We start from the raw sequence: 19,751 nt of genomic DNA, 5'->3' as shown, positions 1-19,751 counted from the left end.
CTTGTAATGAGAAGGTCAGGGGTTCGATTCCCCTGGGCGGCTCTCTTTGTTTCTGCAGGTCAGGCCGGTTGCGTGGCTCGGTGCCACGCCAGCGGGTTGAGTTCCCGGTAGGGATCCTCGGCCCGGATCGCGAGCAGCTCGTCGAGCGTGCGCTCCAGCGTCTTCTTGGTTTCCTCTCGGATCGTCGCGACCCAGTCCTGCTCGTCGATACCGGCGGGTTTGGTGGTGTCGATCGGCGGGGCGAAGCGCAGGTACATGCGCTGCGGTCGCGGGATCAGGGTCGGCCCGATACCGCGCAGCAGCGGCATGGCCATATCGGGCTTGCCGCCGAGCTTCTCGGCCAGGCCCTGGCTGAACCGTCCCCACAGACCGTCACGCCGGGTCAGGCTGGTGTAGACGTCGTCCCCGCCGATCAGCGCGGCGGGCACGATCGGGTAGTCGTTCTCCACAGACAATCGGGCGAAGCCGGCACGGCCCTCCCAGCGCAGGGTGTTCTGCTCGCCCTTGAATTTCGCGATCTCGCGCCCGCCGCCGGGGAACACCAGGATGGGCTGGTTGTGCCGCATCAACTCGCGCGCGGAGTCGGGTGCGCCGACGGTCGCGCCGAAGGCGGCCATCAGGTCGGCCACGGGGAACGGCATCTTGCCGAATCCGCGGTCGGTGAGTGGCCGGACCAGGTTGCCGAGCTCGCGGCGCACCACGTAGGGGATCAGGAATCCCTCGACGCCGGCCTGAGAGTGGTTGCCCACAACAGGAATCGGCCGTCGCGGGGGAGGTTCTGCAACCCGTCGACATACGGTCGGTACAAATCGACCAGGGGTGCGGCGGCGTCGGCGGCGGTCTCTGCGGCCCGGCGCATGGCCCGGATGTGACCGGGCGGGTCGATCAGGGTGTCGACGTTGGTCATGGCGGAGGAAGTCATGACTCCAGAGTACCGAACGAACTAGTTCGTCTGGCTATGAACCGGCTGTGAGAAGCATGACTGCGCGGGCGATGAGATCAGCCGGCCTCGGCTTGTAGCGCGTCCCGGCGCACCGCGAGGCGCTGCCACAGGTCTTCGAGATCGATATCGTGGGCCTGACGCGGCCTGCGCTGATGGAAGCGCGTCTGGTCGAAGCTCTCCGGGCAGGCGAACTTGTGCAGCTGCAGACAAGTCGCCGGCCAGCGGCTTTCGAGGACATCGTCGAGATCGATCACCTGGCGGGACTGCCGCCGGATGGCGAACCGGTTACCGGCCGCGCTGTCCTCGGTGGGGTGCATCCGGGCATCGAAGAGCTGCCAGCTGCCGTAGGCCAACTGCAACCAGACCGTCTCGGTATCGCAGTGCGGGCACGGTGCGACGACCGAGGGTCGAGAATCTGGCCAACTCATGTGCAGCAGCGTAGGGAATGGCACCGACAAGTCCTCTCGGCACACGCCGGGGCCGCGCAGAAACTACTTCGGTGCCACGAACCCGACGGGCCCCGATGCGATGCACACCGACAGCGCCGCGGTGTTGGCCCGCACCTTGATGGCCGCACCGGCGCCGGACAGCCGGACGAACACCCGGTTCAGTCCCGGCCGCACCGGCACCTTCGCGGTGTTCCCTTCCGGCAGCGTCATCGTCAGGGAGCCGTCGTTGTTGGCCAGGTAGTTGATCTCGGCGGTCCAATCGGCGGGTAGCAGTGGTCCATCCAGCGGCATGGTGACCTCGTCGTCGGGTTGGACGAGGTAACCGCAGTGCGGTGCCGGGCCGGGCGTGATCGTGCGCACCCAGGTGACCTTGGCGTCCAGTAGCCGGCCCACGCTGTCGAACATCCGGAGTTCAGTTGTGGCGGTGGCGAATTCGGGGCGCGGACGGACCAGTGCGAACATATGGCTGGCCAGGTTCTCCGGCCACGCCACCCGCTGCAGGATCAGCGGATCCACCTCCTGGTCCAGCAGCGGGGTGCCCACCGCGGCCAACCCGGCCCGGGCATTGGCCACATAGACCGGCACCGGACTGTCCCGCCAGACCCGCAGGAACGTCACCGTCGAATACAGACTGCTCGCCACGAAGGCGACCGCGACGGCTCCAACCACCACCGTGCGGGTCGCGGAGGCGTCCAACCGAGGTGACGGGCGGTTGGGCGCGCAGAACGCCACGGCGGCCAGCAGGGCCAGCACCACCACGAGATCGGGCAGATACCGCAACGTCTGCGCCAATTCCAGTGCGGTGAACCGGGAGGACCGCATCAGATAGATCGGAACCTGGCAGGCCACCGCGTAGCCGAGCGCCGCGGCCCACACCGCACCGATCCGCTGCTTGCGGGCCCACGACACCGCCAGCACCGCCGCCAGCACCAGCCAACCCAGCACCATCACGGTCGTACCCGGCGTGGCCCACGGCGAGGCCGGTGCCCAGCGTTGCCACTCCCACGGTCCTCCGGCCAGTCCCGGCACGATCGCGTGGGTCACCGAGCGCCGCAACAGGTCCCACGTCATGACGGGATCCAGCGTCCAACGCTTCTGGTCGACCACCGCCAGATACACCCCGATCCAGGCCGCGGTGACGAGCAGCAGCGACAGCCACAGCGCCCGTCCCCGCTGCCACACCACCCGCACCGAATCGCCGCAGACGTGGGCCAGCAGGGCGGCGACCGCGAAGGCGACGAACGGGATGACGGCGGCTTTCTCGAAGAACAACAGCGTGCCGAAGTACACCAATACCGCCGAGATCAGATGGCGTCGATTGCCGGTGCGTACCAACAGAATCGCCTCGCCGCACACCCACGCCAGCCCGGCCTGCAGCGGCAGCGAGTTCAGCCCGGCCGCCCACCACGCGAAGGCCGGCACCGTCAACGGGGTGAACAAGGCGAAAGTCAAGGGAATCAACAACACCGGACGCCGGCCGAGGATGATCGTCAGCGTCCGCAGCAGTGCCGCCGAAGCCAGCAGCTGCAGCATCAGCAGGCTCAGTGCGGGCAAGGCCCAGTTGAACGGTGCCAGCCGGGTGATGGCCCCGGCCACCAGGAACGCGCCCGGCATGACGTGCCCGTCGTGATCATCGAAGAGATACCCCGGTGACAGCAGGCCCTGGGTGCCGGCGCGGCCGATGAGGATCAGGTCATCCCAGTAGAAGTAACCGCCGAAGGCCACCACGCCACGGATCGCCAGCTGCGCCACGATCAGTGCGACAGCAACGCGGGTCGGCCATTTCATCGCTGCCGACTGTACGGACGCACATCTTTCGTCGCTAAAGTGAGCCCGTGCGCACACTGGTCACCGGAGCTGCCGGATTCATCGGATCTACCCTGGTCGATCGTTTGCTCGCCGACGGGCACACCGTGGTGGGTATCGACGATCTGAGCACCGGTCGGTGGGTCAACCTGACCTCGGCGGAAGCCCATCCCGACTTCACCTTCATCGAGGCGGATATCACCGACGCCGACCTCGGCGCGATCGTTGCCGAGGCCGAACCGGAGGTGATCTTTCACCTGGCCGCCCAGATCTCGGTGCGGCACTCCGTGGACAACCCGCAGTTCGATGCCACGGTGAATGTCGTGGGCACCATCCGGCTCGCCGAGGCCGCCCGCGCGCACGGTGTCCGCAAGATCGTGCACACCTCGTCGGGCGGATCCATCTACGGCACCCCGCCGGTGTACCCCACCGGCGAAGACGTGCCGACCGACCCGGCGTCGCCGTACGCGGCCAGCAAGGTGGCCGGCGAGGTCTACCTCAACACCTTCCGTCACCTGTACGGCCTGGACTGCTCGCATATCGCGCCCGGAAACGTCTACGGCCCGCGCCAGGATCCGCACGGCGAGGCGGGTGTGGTGGCGATTTTCGCCAAGGCGCTGCTGGCCGGCCAGGCCACCAAGATCTTCGGCGACGGCACCGACAGCCGGGACTACGTCTACGTCGACGACGTGGTGGACGCCTTCGTGAAGGCCTCCGGCGAGGCCGGCAGCGGCCAGCGCTTCAACGTCGGCACCGGGATCAGCACCACGGTCCGCGATCTGCACTCTGTGATCGCCAAGGCCGTGGGCACCGCCGACGACCCGGAGTTCTACCCGCCGCGCCTGGGCGACCTGCGTAAATCCCAGCTCGACATCAGCCGCGGTGCCGAGGTGCTGGGCTGGCGTCCGCAGGTGGACATCGACGAGGGCATCGAGCGGACGGTCGAGTTCTTCCGCGCCTGAAACGGCAAGAAGATTGTGAGCGCTCGCTATCTAACCTAGGGTGGCGGGATGCCCTATGACGTGATCATCCGCGACGGACTGTGGTTCGACGGCACCGGCCGGCCGCCGCTGACCCGCACCCTGGGAATCCGCGACGGCGTCGTCGCCGACATCTCGGCGGGGGCACTCGATGAGACCGGCTGCCCCGACGTCATCGACGCGGCGGGGAAATGGGTGATCCCCGGCTTCATCGACGTGCACACCCACTACGACGCCGAGGTGCTGCTCGATCCTGGCCTGCGCGAGTCGGTACGCCACGGTGTCACCACCGTGCTGCTGGGTATGTGCTCACTGTCCACGGTGTACGCCGACACCGAGGACGCCGCCGATCTGTTCAGTCGCGTGGAGGCCGTGCCGCGCCAGTATGTGCTCGGTGCCTTGACCGACCACAAGACCTGGACCGACCCGGCCGGTTACGTCGATGCCATCGACGCCCTGCCGCTCGGCCCGAATGTGGCGTCGTTACTCGGACATTCGGATCTGCGCGCCTCGGTGCTGGGACTGGATCGCGCCACCACGCGCGATGTGGTGCCCACCGACGCCGAACTGGAGACCATGGCACAGCGTCTGGAGCGGGCGCTGGACGCCGGGATGCTGGGCATGTCCGGGATGGACGCGGCGATCGACAAACTCGACGGCGACCGGTTCCGTTCCCGGGCGTTGCCGTCCACCTTCGCCACCTGGCGGGAACGCCGTCGTCTGATCAAGGTGCTGCGCAAGCGCGGCCGCATCCTGCAGAGCGCGCCCAATGTCGCCAAAATCCAAGAGGCGCTGAACTTCTTCCTGGAGAGCAGCGGATGGTTCGGCCGGCGCCGCGGGGTTCGGATGAGCCTGCTGGTCTCCGCCGACGCCAAATCCTCACCCGGGGCCGTGCACATCCTGGGGCCCGGCGTTCGGCTGCTGAACCGCATCCTGAACTCGCAGGTGCGGTTCCAGCACCTGCCGGTACCGTTCGAATTGTATTCGGACGGCATCGATCTGCCGGTGTTCGAGGAGTTCGGGGCCGGCACTGCCGCCCTGCATCTGCGTGATCAGCTGGAACGCAACACACTGCTCGCCGATCCCGAGTACCGCCGCCGCTTCCATCGCTCCTTCGATCGGCGCAAGCTCGGACCGGCGCTGTGGCACCGCGATTTCCACGATGCCACCATCGTCGAATGCCCGGACGCCACGCTGATCGGCAAGAGCTTCGGGCAGATCGCCGACGAACGCGGTATCCATCCGCTGGACGCCTTCTTGGACGTACTCGTGGAGAACGGGGAACGGCGTGTCAGGTGGACCACCATCGTGGCCAACCACCGGCCCAAGCAGTTGGACAAGCTGGCCAAGGAGCCGTCGGTGCACATGGGCTTCTCGGATGCCGGTGCGCACCTTCGCAATATGGCGTTCTACAACTACGCCCTGCGCATGCTCAAGCGGGTCCGCGATGCCGACCGCGCCGGTCGGCCGTTCTTGACCACCGAGCACGCCGTGCACCGGCTCACCGCCGAGGTGGCCGACTGGTTCGGCCTGGATGCGGGCACCCTGCGCCGCGGGGATCGCGCCGACTTCGTGGTGATCGACCCTGCCGCCCTGGACGATTCGGTGAACGAATACCACGAGGCGACGGTTCCGTTCTACGGCGACCTGAGCCGGATGGTGAACCGCAACGACGCGACGGTGGTCGCGACCGGAGTCAACGGGCAGGTGGTCTTCCGCAACGGTGAGTTCCGCGACGGCTACGGCGCCACCGTCCGCTCCGGCCGGTATCTGCGGGCCGGGTCGGATTCCGCGTCGCTGCGCTCGCCTCGGTTGAATTCCCCGTCGCTGCGCTCGCCTGGCGCGGCCACGGTCTGAGATGGCGCGGACCCAGCAGCAGCGGCGCGAGGAGACGATCGCCCGGTTGCTCGACGCGAGCATCGAGACGATCATCGAAATCGGTTATGCCCGCGCCTCTGCGGCGGTCATCTGCAAGCGCGCGGGCCTGTCGGTGGGCGCGTTGTTCCGGCACTACCCGACCATCGGGGATTTCATGGCCGCCACCGCCTACGAGGCGCTGCGCCGTCAGCTGGAACTGTTCAGCAAGCAGGTGGTCCAGATACCGACCGGCGAGCCCGCGCTTCCGGCGGTGCTGACGGTCCTGCGCGATATCACCGGCAACGACACCAATGCGGTGCTCTACGAATTGATGATCGCCGCCCGCACCGACGAGAAGCTGCGCGCCACCCTGCAGGATGTCTTCACCGAATACAGCGCGAAGATCTTCGAGGCGGCCAGCGCCGCGCCCACCGCCGAACAGTTCCCGGACGGAACCCGCGCGGTGGTGACCGGATTGCTGACCAACACGTTCGACGGCGCGGCCATGCTGCGGCCGGTGCTGTCGGATCCGGAGTTCGAGGCCCGCAAGATCGAACTGCTGGCGAAACTGCTGGGCGGCTACTGAGCCGGATCGTCGGACGGTGCGCGTGCCCCGTCGAGCGCCACCGCACGCGCCAGCCGCGCGAAGCGCAACTCAAGATCCTTGAACCGCATGTAGGTACTGATCGTGGTGAACAGGAACGCGATGATCAGTGCGTACTCCAGCAGATCCGCCCCGCGCTTCACCCCGAGCCAGTTGGCCACCACGGTGGTGTCGTCGGGGCGCACGATCGCGTAGATCGCCGCGATGACGAACAGCAGGTAGCCCAGCTTCACCCAGGCCTTGGCGTGCGCGCTGCGCCGCGACCGCAGCAGGTAGACCATCAGCGTGATGATCGAGGCGATCAACAGCACCTGGATCCAGTTCATCGGGACATCCTCCCGCGCAGCAGGCCGTCGAACAGGATGTTGACCCCGTTGACCAAGGGCTGGCCCTTGGACTTCGAGTAGTCGGTATAGAGGATCTCGACCGGCTCTTCGGCCACCCGCCAATGGTTTTCGACTGCCAGCGCGATGAACTCGCCGGCGTGCGCCATCCCACTCATGGTGATATTGAGCTCGTCGGCCACGACCTTGTCGAACACGCGCAGCCCGTTGTGGGCGTCGGTCAGGCCCAAACTGCGGCTGTGCGGGCTGATGATCGCCGCGGCCCGCAGGATGACCCGCTTGAGTGGAGGGGTGTGGGTCACCGCACCGCCGAACCGGGTCCCGATCACCACATTGACGTCATCGCTGGCAAGCCGGTCGATCATCCGGATGACGTCCTTGACCCGGTGCTGGCCGTCGGCGTCGAAGGTGACGAACACCGCCGCGCCGGGACGTGCGCGCGCGTACTCCACGCCGGTCTGGATCGCCGCACCCTGCCCGAGATTCACCGGGTGGCGCACCACATGCGCGCCCGCGGCGTACGCGGCATCGGCGGTGCCGTCGCGGCTGCCGTCGTCCACGCACACCACATGAGGAAAGACGGTGCGCAGATCGGCGACGACGTCGGCGATGACGCTCGCTTCGTTGAAGGCGGGGACGACGATCCAAACGTCCTGGTACGAGGTATCGATGGGCACCAAAATACACCGGCTTCAGTGCGGTGGCCGCAGCCGCTCCGATCCGCGGCGGGAGCCGCGGGCCAGCGCGGCCAGGTGCACGGCGATTCCCGCCACCGGTCCGCACAGCAGCGCGACGATCGTGCGCGTCTCCAGTTCGAGGGGCAGCAGCAGAAGAAGGGTCGCGGCGACCGTCGCACTCACCCACCCCGTCGCGTAGGCGCGGTGCAGGGCGGCGGCCACGGTGGCGGCTCCGGTCAGCGTCAGCAACGCGATGGCCACCGCGCCGGCCGTGAGCCAGGCCAGCAGCCCGCCGCCGGCCACGTAGTCCGGGCCGAACGCGGCCCGCAACAGCCACGGGCCGGCGAGGCCGGCCGCAACGATGCCGACCAGCCCGATCGCGCCCACCACCAGGGCCGGGGTGACCAGCGCACGCAGGCGTTCGTGCGGCTTGTCGACGAAGTAGGCGATCAGATTGCCCTGCAGTGCGGTGAGCGGCACCAGCAGCGGGGCCCTGGTCAGGGTGACGGCCAGGATGACGACGCCGCCGGTGGCGCCCAGATGCGCGGTGGTGGCCTTGAGCAACACCGGAAAACCCATGATGAGGATGGCGCTGGCGCCCGCGGCGGCGATGGAGTGCGACGCGCCGGCCAGGAAGGTGCGCACACTGCCAGGGGTGGCGAGCACCGCGGCCGCCCGGCTTGCCGGGGATGCGAGGAGCAGCAGCAACCACGCCACCGAACCGGCGACCGTCGCCCACAGATAACCGGCCAGCCCCCACCCGGCCAGGAAGCTGGCCGCCGCGATCACCACGCGCAGGCCGGCGTCGGTGACCATCAGCGCGCCGTACTGGGTCCATCGGTCCACGCCGGCGAGCATGCCCAGCAGGGTGGCGTGCATACAGAAACCCGCCAGCCCGATGCTCAACAGCAGCACGGACAGCAGCCGGGACTGGGCGAACACATGGGCCGACCACAGCGGCGCGGTGACCGCGATGAACACCGCGGCCGCAACGCCCAGGCCTGCGGCCACCTGCATCGGATGCGTGCGCGGACCGGTGACGGCGGCGGTGTGGCGGGCGGCGCGGACCTCGCGAGTGGCCTCCTGCAACAGGCCGAAGGCGGCTCCGGTCACCAACCCGAACGCACCCCAGAACACCCCGAACAACGAGAAGCCGGCCGGCTCCAGACTGCGGGCCGCCAGGTAGAGCACGGCGTAGCCGCACAGCGCGGACACCGCCGTGGCCACCCCCACCCGGGCGACGCTGTTGCGTGCGACCGGCCCCCCTGTCACGCGTGGCTCACAGGTCCGGCACGGCCGTCGAGTACAACCAGGCATCCCACAACGGGCGCAGTGACACGGTGGCGTGATTGGCGGCCAACCCGGTGAAATCGTCGGTGACGGCGGTGCTGTGCCGGTACCGGGTCGTCCAATCCTTCAGCAGGGCAAAGAAACTCGGGTCGCCGATCACGCCGCGTAGCGCATGCAGCGCACATGCTCCCCGCTTGTACACCCGGTCGTCGAACATGTCGGCGGGGCCGGGGTCGGTCAGCAGCAGATCCTGGGGCGAATGCTGCAGTCTGCGGTGATACGAACGGGCTCGCTCGTCGGCGCTGGGTCCGCCGGACTCCTCCGACCACAACCACTCGGCGTAACAGGCGAATCCCTCGTGCAGCCAGATATCGCGCCAGCGGCGCACCGTCACCGAATTGCCGAACCACTGGTGGGCCATCTCATGGGCGATCAGTCGTTCCGCGGTGCGCTTGCCGTCGCAGTGGTTGGCGCCGAAGATCGAAAGGCCCTGCGCTTCAAGCGGAATCTCAAGGTCGTCATCGGTGATGACGACGGTGTAGCCGTCCGCGAGCGGGTACGGCCCGAAGAGCCTGGTGAACAGCTTCATCATCTGCGCCTGCCGGCCGAAATCGTGATCGAAGTTGCGGCGCAAGCGGTCGGGCAGAACCGCATACATCGGTACCGGGCTCTTCTGCAGGCGGAGCCGCTCGTACATCCCGATCTGCAGGGTGATCAGGTAGGTGGACGTGGGTTCGGCGAGCTCGTAGGTCCAGATGTTCAGGCTGGCCCTGTTCTGCCGGGATACCAATTCGCCGTTGGCGATCGCGTAGTACGGGTTATCGGTGGCGATCCTGATACGGAAGCTGGCCTTGGCGGCCGGGTGGTCGTCGCACGGGAACCACGATGCCGCGCCGTTGGGCTGCCCGGCGACCAGGGCGCCGTTGGTGAGTTCTTCGAAACCGACTTCACCCCAGAGGCTTCGGATGGGGCGCGGGGTTCCGCCGTAGCGGATCGCGATGGTCATCGCCGCCCCGGCGGGCAGGCGGTTGGGCAGGGTGATGTGCAGCTTGCCGTTCGAACATCGGAACTGGTTGGGGCGGCGCCCGTTCACCGTGACCTTGGCGACGGCCATCGGGTCGGCCAGATCCAGGGTGAACGTGCGCAACTCGGCCAGTGTCACGGCGGTGATGGTGGCCGAACCCGACAGCCGGTTGGCCGAGACCTTGTACTCCAGATCCAGCTCGTACCGCGACACCCGGTAGCCGAAGTTACCGTTGCGCGGCAGGTACGGATCGATGACGGGCGGGCTGGTGGCCGCACCGGCTGCCTTCCTGGCCGCCTTTTTCGGGCTCACGCGTTCTTCTTCTTGCGCGACGGATCCCACACCGCGATCGGGTTACCCTGCCAGCGTGAGAACGGGGGCACCTCGTCACCGCGCATCACCAGTGACGCCGGACCGACGGTGGCCCCGGCGCCGATCTTGCTGGCAGGCAACGCCACACAGTGCGGTCCCAGGGTGGCCCCGTCCTCCAGGACGACGGTGTCCATCCGCATGATCCGGTCGTGGAACAGGTGCGTCTGCACGACACAACCACGGTTGACGGTGCTGCCGGCACCCAGGCGCACCAGATCGGCCTCGGGCAGCCAGTAGGTTTCGCACCACACACCGCGGCCGATCTTGGCGCCGAGCCCGCGCAGCCAGATGTTCATCACCGGCGTACCGGTCGCCGCCCTGGCGAACCACGGCGCGGCGACCGTCTCGACGAAGGTGTCCGATACCTCGTTACGCCACACGAACGAGGACCACAGCGGATGCTCGACCGCCCGGATGCGGCCGATGACAAGCCATTTGGCGAGGACGGCGATACCGCCGGCCACCGCGCCGGCAGTCAGCAGCACCAGCCCGCCGGCCAGGGCGGTGAGTGCGTATCCGAACGCGCCGGCCAGTGCCTGCAGCCCGGCCAGCACCGCGACGCCGATCCCGAAGGTCACGATGACCGGGATGATGCGGCAGGTCTCCACCACCGAACGCATGATCTTCAGCTTCGTCGACGGCTGGAAGGTGCGCAGCACGTCGGCATCGGTCGGGTTGCGGCGCAACCGGATCGGCGGGCTGCCCAGCCACGAGGAACCGGCCTTGGCTTTGTGGGGTGCAGCCGAGAGCACCGCGACCAGTCCGTCGTCGGGAACCCGCCGTCCGGGCTGGGTGATCCCGGAGTTACCCAGGAAAGCCCGCTTGCCGATGGTGGCCCTGGCGACGTGGATCCAGCCGCCACCGAGCTCATAGGAGGCGACCATGGTGTCGTCGGCCAGGAATGCGCCGTCCTCGACCACGGTGAACTTCGGGGTGAGCAGGGCGGTCGAGATCTCGGTGCCCTTACCGATCTTCGCGCCGAGCAGCCGCAACCACCACGGGGTGAGCAGCCCGGCGTAGATCGGGAACAGGTAGTTGCGGGCGGCATCCATCAGTCGTTCGGTGGCCCACAGCTGCCAGCCCACCCGGCTGCGCACCGGGTGATAGCCCTCGCCGAGGCCGATGGACAGTACCCGGACACCGATGACCGTCAGCGCGGCGTAGGTCGCCATGGCCGCCAACGCCGCGACCGGGGTCCACAGCAGCGCCGGGCCGGTCGCCGCCGCGGGGCTGGCGGTGCCGCGGATGCCCCAGGCCAGCACGGCCAGGCCGGCGGCCAGGGCCGTCAACGGCAAGGCGCCCAACAACATCGACGTCACGCCGTAGATCGTCACCCACACCGTCGCGCGTGGCGGGCGTTCGTCGGGCCAGGGGTGCCGGGCCTTGCCGGATTTCGCCGCCGGCGAGCCCTTCCAGTACTGCCCGTTCTTCACCTTGCCGACCACACCGGATCCCGGTGCCACGTCGGCGTTCTTGCCGACCACCGCGCCGGGGAACAGGGTGGTGCGTGCGCCGATGGTGGCGTCGTTGCCGATGCTGATCGGCCCGACATGGAACAGGTCGCCGTCGATCCAGTGCCCGGTGAGGTCGACCTCGGGCTCGACCGACGCGCGGTGGCCGATGGTGAGCATCCCGGTGACCGGTGGCGCGGAATGCAGATCGACGCCCATGCCCACCGAATTACCCAGGGCGCGTGCGTAATACACCAGCCATGGGGCTCCGGCCTGATTCTCGGCGCCGCTCGCGTCGGCGAGCCGTTCGGCGAACCACACCCGCAGGTGTTCGGACCCACCGCGGCGGTAGGTGCCGGGCGCCAAGTTGGACAGCAGCGTCCGGGCCCCCAGCACCGCGATCCCCATCCGGCCCGGCGGGGTGATGAACACCGCGAAGCCGGCCAGGATGATCCACCAGTTCAGGTGCACCGCCCACGGCACCAGATGGGTCGCGGCGGCAATGTTGTTGAGCACGCTCAGCCAGATCACCCACTGCAGGCCGGTCAAGGTGGCCAGGGGTACCGACATCGCCACCTGGGCCAGCTGGGTGAGCAGCGGTGTGGGGGCGACCTCGCGGGTGTGGACTTCGGGAGGCGGGGCGAGCTCGTCGAGATAGCCGGCCAGGGAGCCCAGACGGGGATGGTCGTAGAGGTCGGCGACGGTCACCTGCGGGTAGCGCGACCGGACCGCGGTCACCAGCTGAGCGGCCGACAGCGATCCGCCGCCGAGGGCGAAGAAGTCCGCCTCGGGTCCGTCCACCGTCGCGCCGAGCACATCCCGCCACAGCCCGGCCAGCCAGCCGGTGGTGCCGGTGCCCAGGTCGGGTTCGTCCTCTGGGCCGGCGCCCGGGGGTGGCCACGGCAGCGCATTGCGGTCGACCTTGCCCGACGTCCGGGTTGGTAGCTCGTCGAGCAGCACCAGTCGCGGGACCAGCGCGGCGGGCAGTGCGGCGGCCAGTGCGGCCCGTGCCGCGGTCAGATCGAAAGCCGGGTCGGCGCTGGCGATGTAACCGACCAGCAGCGGGGTGCCGCTGGCGGTCTTGCGCACCGCGGCCGCGCCGCCGCTGACCCCGGGCAGATGCACCAGGGCCGAGTCCACCTCGCCCAACTCGATGCGGCGGCCCCCGACCTTGACCTGATCGTCGGCGCGGCCCTGAAAGTAGAGGCCGTCCGCCTCCAACCGCACCAGGTCCCCGCTGCGGTACGCCCGGTCCCAGCCGAGGCTCGGCATGGGGGCGTATTTCTCGGCGTCCTTCTCCGGATCCAGATACCGGGCCAGGCCCACCCCGCCGATGACGAGTTCACCGACTGCGCCGAGGCCGACGGGTTGCCCCTCTTTGTCCACCACCGCCAGGTCCCAGCCCGGCAGCGGCAGGCCGATACTCACCGGCCCCTTGCCATTCAGCGGCGCGGCGCACGCCACCACCGTCGCCTCGGTGGGGCCGTAGGTGTTCCACACCTCGCGTCCTTCCACGGCCAGGCGCTCGGCGAGTTCGGGCGGGCAGGCCTCGCCGCCGAAGATCAGCAGTCGCACCGCTTCCAGCGCCTCGGCCGGCCACAGCGCGGCCAGCGTCGGCACCGTCGAGACCACGGTGATATCGCGGGAGACCAGCCACGGGCCCAGATCCATCCCGCTGCGCACCAGTGAGCGGGGGGCGGGCACCAGACAGGCACCGTGCCGCCAGGCCAGCCACATCTCCTCGCAGGACGCGTCGAAGGCGACCGACAATCCCGCCAGCACCCGGTCACCCGGGCCGAGGGGACTCGACTGCACGAACATCCGCGCCTCGGCGTCGACGAAGGCGGCCGCGTTGCGGTGCGTCACCGCCACGCCCTTGGGCGTGCCGGTCGAACCGGAGGTGAAGATGATCCAGGCATCGTCGCGGTTCAGCGGCGGCGCCGCGCGCCAGCCGCGCGATGAGCCGGTCGCCCGAACCAGGCCCTTCTCGGTGATCACCGCGACCACCTGGGCCTCGCCGAACACCAGTGCCGCGCGCTCGTCGGGGTCGTCGGCATCCACCGGGACGTAGGCGGCGCCGCAGGCCAGGGTGGCCAGGATGGCCGTGTAGAGCGCGTAGCTGCCCGAGGGCATCCGGATGCCGATGCGGTCACCGCGGCCGATCCCGCGCGCCGCCAGCCACGCCACGCTCTCCTCGATATCGCCGATCAGTTCGGCGTAGGTGAGCTGGACCTCGCCGTCGTCGATGGCGGGTGCGTCGGGGTAGCGACGCGCCGTGTCGTAGAGGATGTCGACCAGCGTGCGAGGCTCCGGCGCCGAGGAAGACAAGAGGTACTGAGGAGGGATCGCCGGTACGGGTGCCGCTGTCACCCGTACAAACTACTGGGCCCCGGTGACGGGCACGTGATGACGCACGGGGGCGGGGACATTCCCTTTGGGTCTGGCTGCTTTGTGGTCTGGGTGATCGCAACCGTATGCAGTCTCACGTGCCGCACCTACTGTGGCGGCGTGCGGTTATTCCTGGCAGACGATGCGTGGAGCGAGTTGACGTCCGGTGCCGAGCCGGTGGTGCGGGTGGCGGCCGCTGATCTCGGTCAGGCCCGGCGGGCCCGAGCCAGGTTGCGGGGCGGCCCCGAACGGGTCGCGGTGATTCTCGACATCGAGGTCACCGTGGCCGCACACGGTGATGTCCGGGCGGCCTATGCGTCGCTCGACGGTAAGACCGCGGGCGTCCGGTACGCCGGAACCGTGGACGGGCTGGCCGGGCTGATCGCCGATATCGAATCGGCCGAGGTCGCCGATGGCGTAACGCTGGTCGCGGCGGACTCCCCGCAGGACCTGCGCGGGCTGGGCGAGGACGTGTTGCGCCGGCTTGCCGAGCGGGGTCGTATCTCGGCCTGAGTCTGCACCATTGCTAATGCAATTCATGCATTAGTGCGCGCCAAAATAGTCTTGGACATGAATTGATCAGGGTCCTAGCGTTGAACGCGTGACCACCCGACTGACCGCCCGCCCGACCGGCCAGATGCTCATCGCCGGCAACCCCGTCGCCGGAACCGGTACCGAAATCCGGGGATTCAATCCCGCCACCGGCCAGACGTTGGAGCCCGCCTACCGCTACGGCGACGAAGCGCATGTGGACGGCGCCTGCGCCGCTGCCGCCGAGGCGTTCGGCCCGTACCGGGCGACCACCTCGGAGCAGCGCGCCCGGTTCCTGGAGACGGTGGCCGCGAGTATCGAGGCGATCAAGACCGAGTTGGTGGAGCGCGCCGTCGCCGAGAGCGGGCTACCCGAGCCGCGGATCGCCGGCGAGGTCGGCCGCACCACCGGTCAGCTGCGGCTGTTCGCCGCGGTGCTGCGCGAGGGCAGCTGGAACGGCGCACGAATCGACCCGGCCCAACCCGACCGCAGCCCGCTGCGGCGTCCGGACATCCGGCAGCGCGAGGTACCGCTGGGTCCCGTCGCGGTGTTCGGCGCGAGCAACTTCCCGCTGGCGTTCTCGGTCGCCGGTGGCGACACCGCCTCCGCGCTGGCGGCCGGCTGCCCCGTGGTGGTGAAGGCGCACGACGCCCATCCGGGCACCTCGGAGCTGGTCGGGGCGGCCATCGCGCGCGCCGTCGCGCAGAGCGGGATGCCCGCGGGCACCTTCTCGCTGTTGTTCGGTTCCGGCCCCGGGCTGGGTGTCGCGCTGGTGGCCGACCCGCGCATCAAGGCCGTCGGATTCACCGGATCACGCTTTGCCGGAATGGCTTTGGTGGCCACCGCGGCCGCTCGACCGGAGCCCATCCCGGTGTATGCGGAGATGAGTGCCGTCAACCCGGTGTTCCTGCTCGACGGTGCACTTGCCGCGCGTGGTGCCGAGATCGGCACGGCGTTCGTCGGGTCGCTGACCATGGGCTCCGGGCAGTTCTGCACCAACCCCGGGCTGGTGCTCGCGGTGGACGGTCCCGGCTTGGAGGACTTCCTGACCGCGGCCGGCACCGCGCTCGCCACGGCCGCGGCGACCCCGATGCTGACTCCGGGTATCGCCGCGAGTTACGCCAAGGGGGTGGACACGTTGCGCGCCGTGTCCACCGAGGAAGCCCGTGGCCAGGCGGCCGCCGGCGAGACCTATTGTCAAGCCGCCTTGTTCAGCACGGACGCGGCGACCTTCCTGGCCACCGACGCGCTGCAGGCCGAGGTGTTCGGAGCCTCGAGCGTGCTCGTGCGGTGCGCCGACATCGAGGAGATGGTGGCCGTCGCCGCCGGCCTGGACGGCCAGCTGACGGCCACCGTGCACGCCGAGGAATCCGACTATCAGGTGGCGGCCGAGCTGTTGCCCGTACTGGAGCTCAAAGCCGGGCGCATTCTGTTCAACGGCTGGCCCACCGGGGTCGAGGTCGGGCATGCCATGGTGCACGGCGGGCCGTACCCGGCGACCTCCGACTCGCGCACCACGTCGGTGGGGGCCAGGGCGATCGAGCGTTTTCTTCGTCCGGTGTGTTACCAGGATGTCCCCGACGCCTTGCTGCCCAGCGTCATCGCCGACGGCAACCCGGACGGTGTGTGGCGCCGGATCGACGGCCAACTCACCCGCGACTGACGTCAATCAGTCCACGGCGAGATCAACCTCGAAACGTCGGCCGCGTAATCGGTTTCAGAGGGCATCGGTTTCAGAGGGCGTCGTAGATCAGCCGGAAGTACCGGTCGGTGCGAGGCGACCCCTCGACGCCCGGGCCCATCTTGTTCATCACGTACGCGATGGTCGCGTGGCGGTCCGGATTCATGGTCTCCCATGACCCACCCCAGCCGCCCCAGAAGCAGATCTTCTCGTCGGGTACATACGGAATCGTCTCGGGCTTGGGCAGGCCGAAACCGAGGCCCCAGCGCAACGGATGGCCCGCGAGCACCAGATCGGGTCCCTCCAGCTGGACCTCGAAGATCTTCTCGACGGTCTCCGGCCGCAACAGGGTGACGCCGTCGACGGTGCCGCCGAGTGAGATCACCGACAGGATCTTGGCCAGCGCGCGGGCATTGGTGTGCCCGTTGGCGGCGCCGATATCGGCCGCGCGCCAGGCCGCGGTGTTGGCGATGCCCGGCTCGGGGGCGGGGCCGGTGAACGTCTTGAGCATCGGCTCCGACCACTGATCCAACGGTGGGAACTCGAAACGTTCTGTGGCTGGGACGATCTCGGCGATCCGGTCGGTGTCCTCGGGTGCGCCGATCTGGAAGTCGGCGCCCAGCGGCCCGGCGATCTCGTCGCGTACGAAGTCCTTGAGCGGGCTACCGGTGACGCGGCGCACCACCTCGCCGATCAGATGCCCGTAGGTCAGCGCGTGATAGCCGGACGCGGTGCCGGGTTCCCACCACGGGGCCTGGGCGGCCAGCGCGGCGGTGGACCTGTCCCAATCCAGGATGTCCTCGGGGACCACCGGCTGATCCCAGCCCGAGACACCGGAGGAGTGGGTGAGCAGGTGACGGATCTGCACGCCGTCCTTGCCGTTGGCGGCGAACTCGGGCCAGTATTCGGCGACGCGGTCGTGTGCGGCGATGAGGCCGCGGTCGATGAGCATCAGCGCGGCGAGGGAGGTGACGGTTTTGGTCGACGACCACACGTTGACCACAGTGTCCGCGGCCCAGGGCCGGGTTCTGGCGGCGTCGGCATGACCGCCCCACATGTCGACGACGCTCTGGCCACCGATATCGATGGCAATGGCCGCGCCGACCTCCTCGCCGTCGGCAATGGCGGTCTCCAGCGCAGCGGCCACCTGAGCGAAGCGGTCGTCCCAATGTCCTTGCAAGGTCATCGGGCCATCATCTGCCAGATTCAGGAGCTGGCAGCCCAGATTTGTCGAACCTGTTGCAGCCCTTGCGAAGTCAACGTGCCGAACAGGCGCAACCGGGCCATTCCGCCGTCCGGGTAGATATCGAGCCGGGCCTCGGTGACCGGGCGGTCGTCCCGGATCAGGAACCGGTGCCGGGTATCGGGTTGCAGATCGGTGCGTGGCAGCAACTCGAACCAGTCGCCGGTGCCGTCCCGGCCCGACAGTCGCGCCCAGCCCGGGGCGTTGCCGACGAAGTAGGAGGTGTCCAGCTCGGCGGCTGCCAGCACGCCCTGGTTCGCCAGGTGTACCTGCACCCAGTCGTTCCCGGCATCGCGGCGCCGGGAGGTCTCCCAGCCCTCACCCATGTGCCGGGGCGTGCCGGGCAGCAGCAGGTTGTTCGGCGAGCTGTAGAACATGTTGGAGCAGGCGGTGATCCGGCCGCCGTTCTCCAGGGCCGCCAGATCCAGCGGCAGCGCCTCGGCGAAACTGGGATCGAGTAGACCTTCGCCGTGCACCCGGAACCGTGCGATCCCGCCATCGGGGTACATCGACAGACGCACATGCGTCCACCGTCGGGTTGATTTGACCGGGAACGGGTTTCGGGTATCGCCGTTGACCGCGCTGCGCTCCACGATGGGCGTCCACTCGGTCTTGTGCACCAATTCCTCGACCGAGGGATGGCCCGTGACGTTGGCCGCCTCGACCGAGATGTGCGGCGGATAGTTGCCGGTGAACCAGGCGGTGTCGACGACCACACCGCGCACCACGCCGGCCGTCCCGAGCCGCACGATCGCCGAATCGCAGGAATCGGCGGTGGCGCCGCGGCGCCGCCGCGTCTCCCAGCCGTCATAGACCTGGCCCTTGTGCCCGAACGTCGCGGGCCGGAACTCGGCCGCGGCGGGGGTGATCAGGTTCTCCTTCTCGGCGAACAGATCGTCGTTGGCCCATATCACCGCGCCGCCGGCGGCACGCGAAGCCAGATCGGGGAAGGCCAGGAAGTGTGGAGGGGTACTACTGCTCACGCGCAGAGCCTAATGGCTCACCAGTTGTCGAACCCGCCCTCGGGCCCGAGCATCCGCTCCAACCGGGTCCGGTTGATCTTGGCCAGTTCGTTGCGCACCACCTTGCGCTCGGTCTCGACGTCGTTGTGCATGCGGTCGGCGATGGTGGTGAGCACGTCCGGCGCGCACAGGCCCGCGACGTACATCACATAGTCGAAGCCGAACCGGTCCCGGTAGCTGTCCTCGGCGGTTCGCAGGGCGGCCCGCTCGCTGTCGTCGCAGGGCCGTACCGAGCACGGATAGGCCTGCAGGATCGCGTCGACGGACTGCTCGGACAGGGCGAACAGCAGCGCGTCCGCGCGCCGGAACAGGCTGTTGTGATCGGGATAGGGCCGCCCGCCGGCCAGATCGCCGGCCAGCGTCACGCAGTGACAGCACTCGTAGAGCGCGTGTACCGCTTTGCGTTCGGGCAACGCGTTGAACGCGTCCAGGCCGATCCCTTGATGCATCAGCACAAAGCCCATGATCGAAGGCGCAAAGCACGGCGGCGTTACCCCGTGTTACGGCAGTGCTAAATCACTTACCAAAGCGAAAGTTCGGGCGGGCTCGGCCCGGCGCGCCGATCAGTGACCTGTGGTCTTGAAACGCTCGACGGAGCGCGCCAGCTCGGCCTCGGCGGCCTCGCGTCCCGCCCAGTCGGCAGCCTTGACGAACTTGCCCGGTTCCAAGTCCTTGTAGTGCACGAAGAAGTGCTTGATGGCGTCCAGCTCGAAGGACGACACATCGCTGAGATCCTGGATGTGATCCCAGCGCGGATCACCCGCGGGCACGCACAGCACCTTGTCGTCACCGCCGGCTTCGTCGGTCATCTGGAACATCGCCACGGGCCGGGCCTCGACGATCGCGCCGGGGAAAACGGACTCGGGCAGCAGTACCAGTGCGTCCAGCGGATCGCCGTCCTCGCCGAGGGTGTTCTCGAAGAACCCGTAGTCGGTGGGGTAGCCCATCGGGGTGTAGAGGTAGCGGTCCAACTTGACCCGCCCGGTCTCGTGATCCACTTCGTACTTGTTGCGCGATCCCTTGGGGATCTCGATGACGACGTCGAACTGCACGCTCAAAGCTCCTCCATGGGCACTGTGTCTGTGGGGG

The 19,751-nt window shown here is 68.6% G+C and carries 16 protein-coding genes and 1 pseudogene; 5 read left to right on the top strand and 12 right to left on the bottom strand.

Features of this window, described 5'->3' with window-relative positions:
• Nucleotides 1-59: 59 nt before the first annotated feature.
• From FHU31_RS24855 to FHU31_RS24845, 3 genes and pseudogenes are all read right to left on the bottom strand, one after another.
• Nucleotides 60-922 (bottom strand): annotated as a pseudogene (locus tag FHU31_RS24855) (lysophospholipid acyltransferase family protein).
• 77 nt (nucleotides 923-999) lie between these two features.
• Entirely contained in the window at nucleotides 1,000-1,371 is a 372-nt protein-coding gene (locus FHU31_RS24850; RefSeq protein ID WP_167163389.1) for a hypothetical protein, read from the bottom strand.
• A 63-nt stretch (nucleotides 1,372-1,434) separates the two neighbouring features.
• Nucleotides 1,435-3,180 (bottom strand): hypothetical protein, encoded by a 1,746-nt coding sequence (locus FHU31_RS24845; protein ID WP_167163388.1) that lies wholly within the window; start codon nucleotides 3,178-3,180, stop codon nucleotides 1,435-1,437.
• 47 nt (nucleotides 3,181-3,227) lie between these two features.
• On the opposite strand from FHU31_RS24845, the gene FHU31_RS24840 reads away from it, so the two are divergent.
• The 3 genes from FHU31_RS24840 to FHU31_RS24830 are packed head-to-tail and all read left to right on the top strand — an operon-like array spanning nucleotide 3,228 to nucleotide 6,621.
• On the top strand, nucleotides 3,228-4,160 hold the full coding sequence (locus tag FHU31_RS24840) for an SDR family NAD(P)-dependent oxidoreductase (protein WP_167163387.1): 933 nt from the start codon (nucleotides 3,228-3,230) through the stop codon (nucleotides 4,158-4,160).
• Nucleotides 4,161-4,208: 48 nt separating this feature from the next.
• Nucleotides 4,209-6,035, top strand: a complete 1,827-nt coding sequence (locus FHU31_RS24835; RefSeq protein WP_167163386.1) for an N-acyl-D-amino-acid deacylase family protein — start codon at nucleotides 4,209-4,211, stop codon at nucleotides 6,033-6,035.
• A gap of 1 nt (nucleotide 6,036) precedes the next feature.
• A complete protein-coding gene (locus FHU31_RS24830) occupies nucleotides 6,037-6,621 on the top strand; it encodes a TetR/AcrR family transcriptional regulator (RefSeq protein WP_167163385.1) in 585 nt (194 codons plus the stop codon).
• Here FHU31_RS24830 and FHU31_RS24825 read toward each other — a convergent pair.
• From FHU31_RS24825 to FHU31_RS24805, 5 genes are read right to left on the bottom strand one after another with little or no spacing between them, the layout of a single operon-like run.
• The gene (locus FHU31_RS24825; protein WP_167163384.1) at nucleotides 6,615-6,965 is read right to left on the bottom strand and encodes a DUF2304 domain-containing protein; all 351 of its coding nucleotides are present in this window, start codon (nucleotides 6,963-6,965) and stop codon (nucleotides 6,615-6,617) included. The genes FHU31_RS24830 and FHU31_RS24825 overlap by 7 nt on opposite strands.
• Nucleotides 6,962-7,660 (bottom strand): polyprenyl-phospho-N-acetylgalactosaminyl synthase PpgS, encoded by a 699-nt coding sequence (locus FHU31_RS24820; protein ID WP_167163383.1) that lies wholly within the window; start codon nucleotides 7,658-7,660, stop codon nucleotides 6,962-6,964. Before FHU31_RS24820 ends, FHU31_RS24825 begins: the two co-directional genes overlap by 4 nt.
• Nucleotides 7,661-7,675: 15 nt before the next feature.
• Nucleotides 7,676-8,932 (bottom strand): hypothetical protein, encoded by a 1,257-nt coding sequence (locus tag FHU31_RS24815; protein WP_263988113.1) that lies wholly within the window; start codon nucleotides 8,930-8,932, stop codon nucleotides 7,676-7,678.
• Nucleotides 8,933-8,939: 7 nt separating this feature from the next.
• Nucleotides 8,940-10,286 carry a M1 family metallopeptidase gene (locus tag FHU31_RS24810; protein WP_167163381.1) on the bottom strand — a complete coding sequence of 449 codons (1,347 nt, stop codon included), beginning with the start codon at nucleotides 10,284-10,286 and terminating at the stop codon, nucleotides 8,940-8,942.
• Entirely contained in the window at nucleotides 10,283-14,167 is a 3,885-nt protein-coding gene (locus tag FHU31_RS24805) for a Pls/PosA family non-ribosomal peptide synthetase (protein ID WP_167163380.1), read from the bottom strand. Before FHU31_RS24805 ends, FHU31_RS24810 begins: the two co-directional genes overlap by 4 nt.
• A gap of 138 nt (nucleotides 14,168-14,305) precedes the next feature.
• Between FHU31_RS24805 and FHU31_RS24800 the strand changes: the two genes are divergently transcribed.
• Both FHU31_RS24800 and FHU31_RS24795 read left to right on the top strand, forming a co-directional pair.
• Nucleotides 14,306-14,698 carry a hypothetical protein gene (locus tag FHU31_RS24800; RefSeq protein ID WP_170847102.1) on the top strand — a complete coding sequence of 131 codons (393 nt, stop codon included), beginning with the start codon at nucleotides 14,306-14,308 and terminating at the stop codon, nucleotides 14,696-14,698.
• Between the two features lie 124 nt (nucleotides 14,699-14,822).
• The gene (locus FHU31_RS24795; RefSeq protein ID WP_167163638.1) at nucleotides 14,823-16,379 is read left to right on the top strand and encodes an aldehyde dehydrogenase (NADP(+)); all 1,557 of its coding nucleotides are present in this window, start codon (nucleotides 14,823-14,825) and stop codon (nucleotides 16,377-16,379) included.
• A gap of 70 nt (nucleotides 16,380-16,449) precedes the next feature.
• Here FHU31_RS24795 and FHU31_RS24790 read toward each other — a convergent pair whose 3' ends face one another.
• From FHU31_RS24790 to FHU31_RS24775, 4 genes are all read right to left on the bottom strand, one after another.
• The gene (locus FHU31_RS24790; protein WP_167163379.1) at nucleotides 16,450-17,583 is read right to left on the bottom strand and encodes a serine hydrolase domain-containing protein; all 1,134 of its coding nucleotides are present in this window, start codon (nucleotides 17,581-17,583) and stop codon (nucleotides 16,450-16,452) included.
• A 20-nt stretch (nucleotides 17,584-17,603) separates the two neighbouring features.
• Nucleotides 17,604-18,623, bottom strand: a complete 1,020-nt coding sequence (gene alc, locus FHU31_RS24785) for an allantoicase (protein WP_409371248.1) — start codon at nucleotides 18,621-18,623, stop codon at nucleotides 17,604-17,606.
• A 17-nt stretch (nucleotides 18,624-18,640) separates the two neighbouring features.
• Complete coding sequence (locus FHU31_RS24780; RefSeq protein ID WP_167163636.1) at nucleotides 18,641-19,111, bottom strand: 2-oxo-4-hydroxy-4-carboxy-5-ureidoimidazoline decarboxylase; 471 nt, start codon at nucleotides 19,109-19,111, stop codon at nucleotides 18,641-18,643.
• Between the two features lie 114 nt (nucleotides 19,112-19,225).
• Nucleotides 19,226-19,714 carry an inorganic diphosphatase gene (locus FHU31_RS24775; RefSeq protein WP_090354106.1) on the bottom strand — a complete coding sequence of 163 codons (489 nt, stop codon included), beginning with the start codon at nucleotides 19,712-19,714 and terminating at the stop codon, nucleotides 19,226-19,228.
• Nucleotides 19,715-19,751 lie beyond the last annotated feature (37 nt).

The sequence above is a fragment of the Mycolicibacterium fluoranthenivorans genome (assembly GCF_011758805.1).
GTDB lineage: Bacteria > Actinomycetota > Actinomycetes > Mycobacteriales > Mycobacteriaceae > Mycobacterium > Mycobacterium fluoranthenivorans.
Note: the sequence above shows the minus strand (reverse complement) of the source record. Positions and strands in the feature narration are given on the sequence as shown.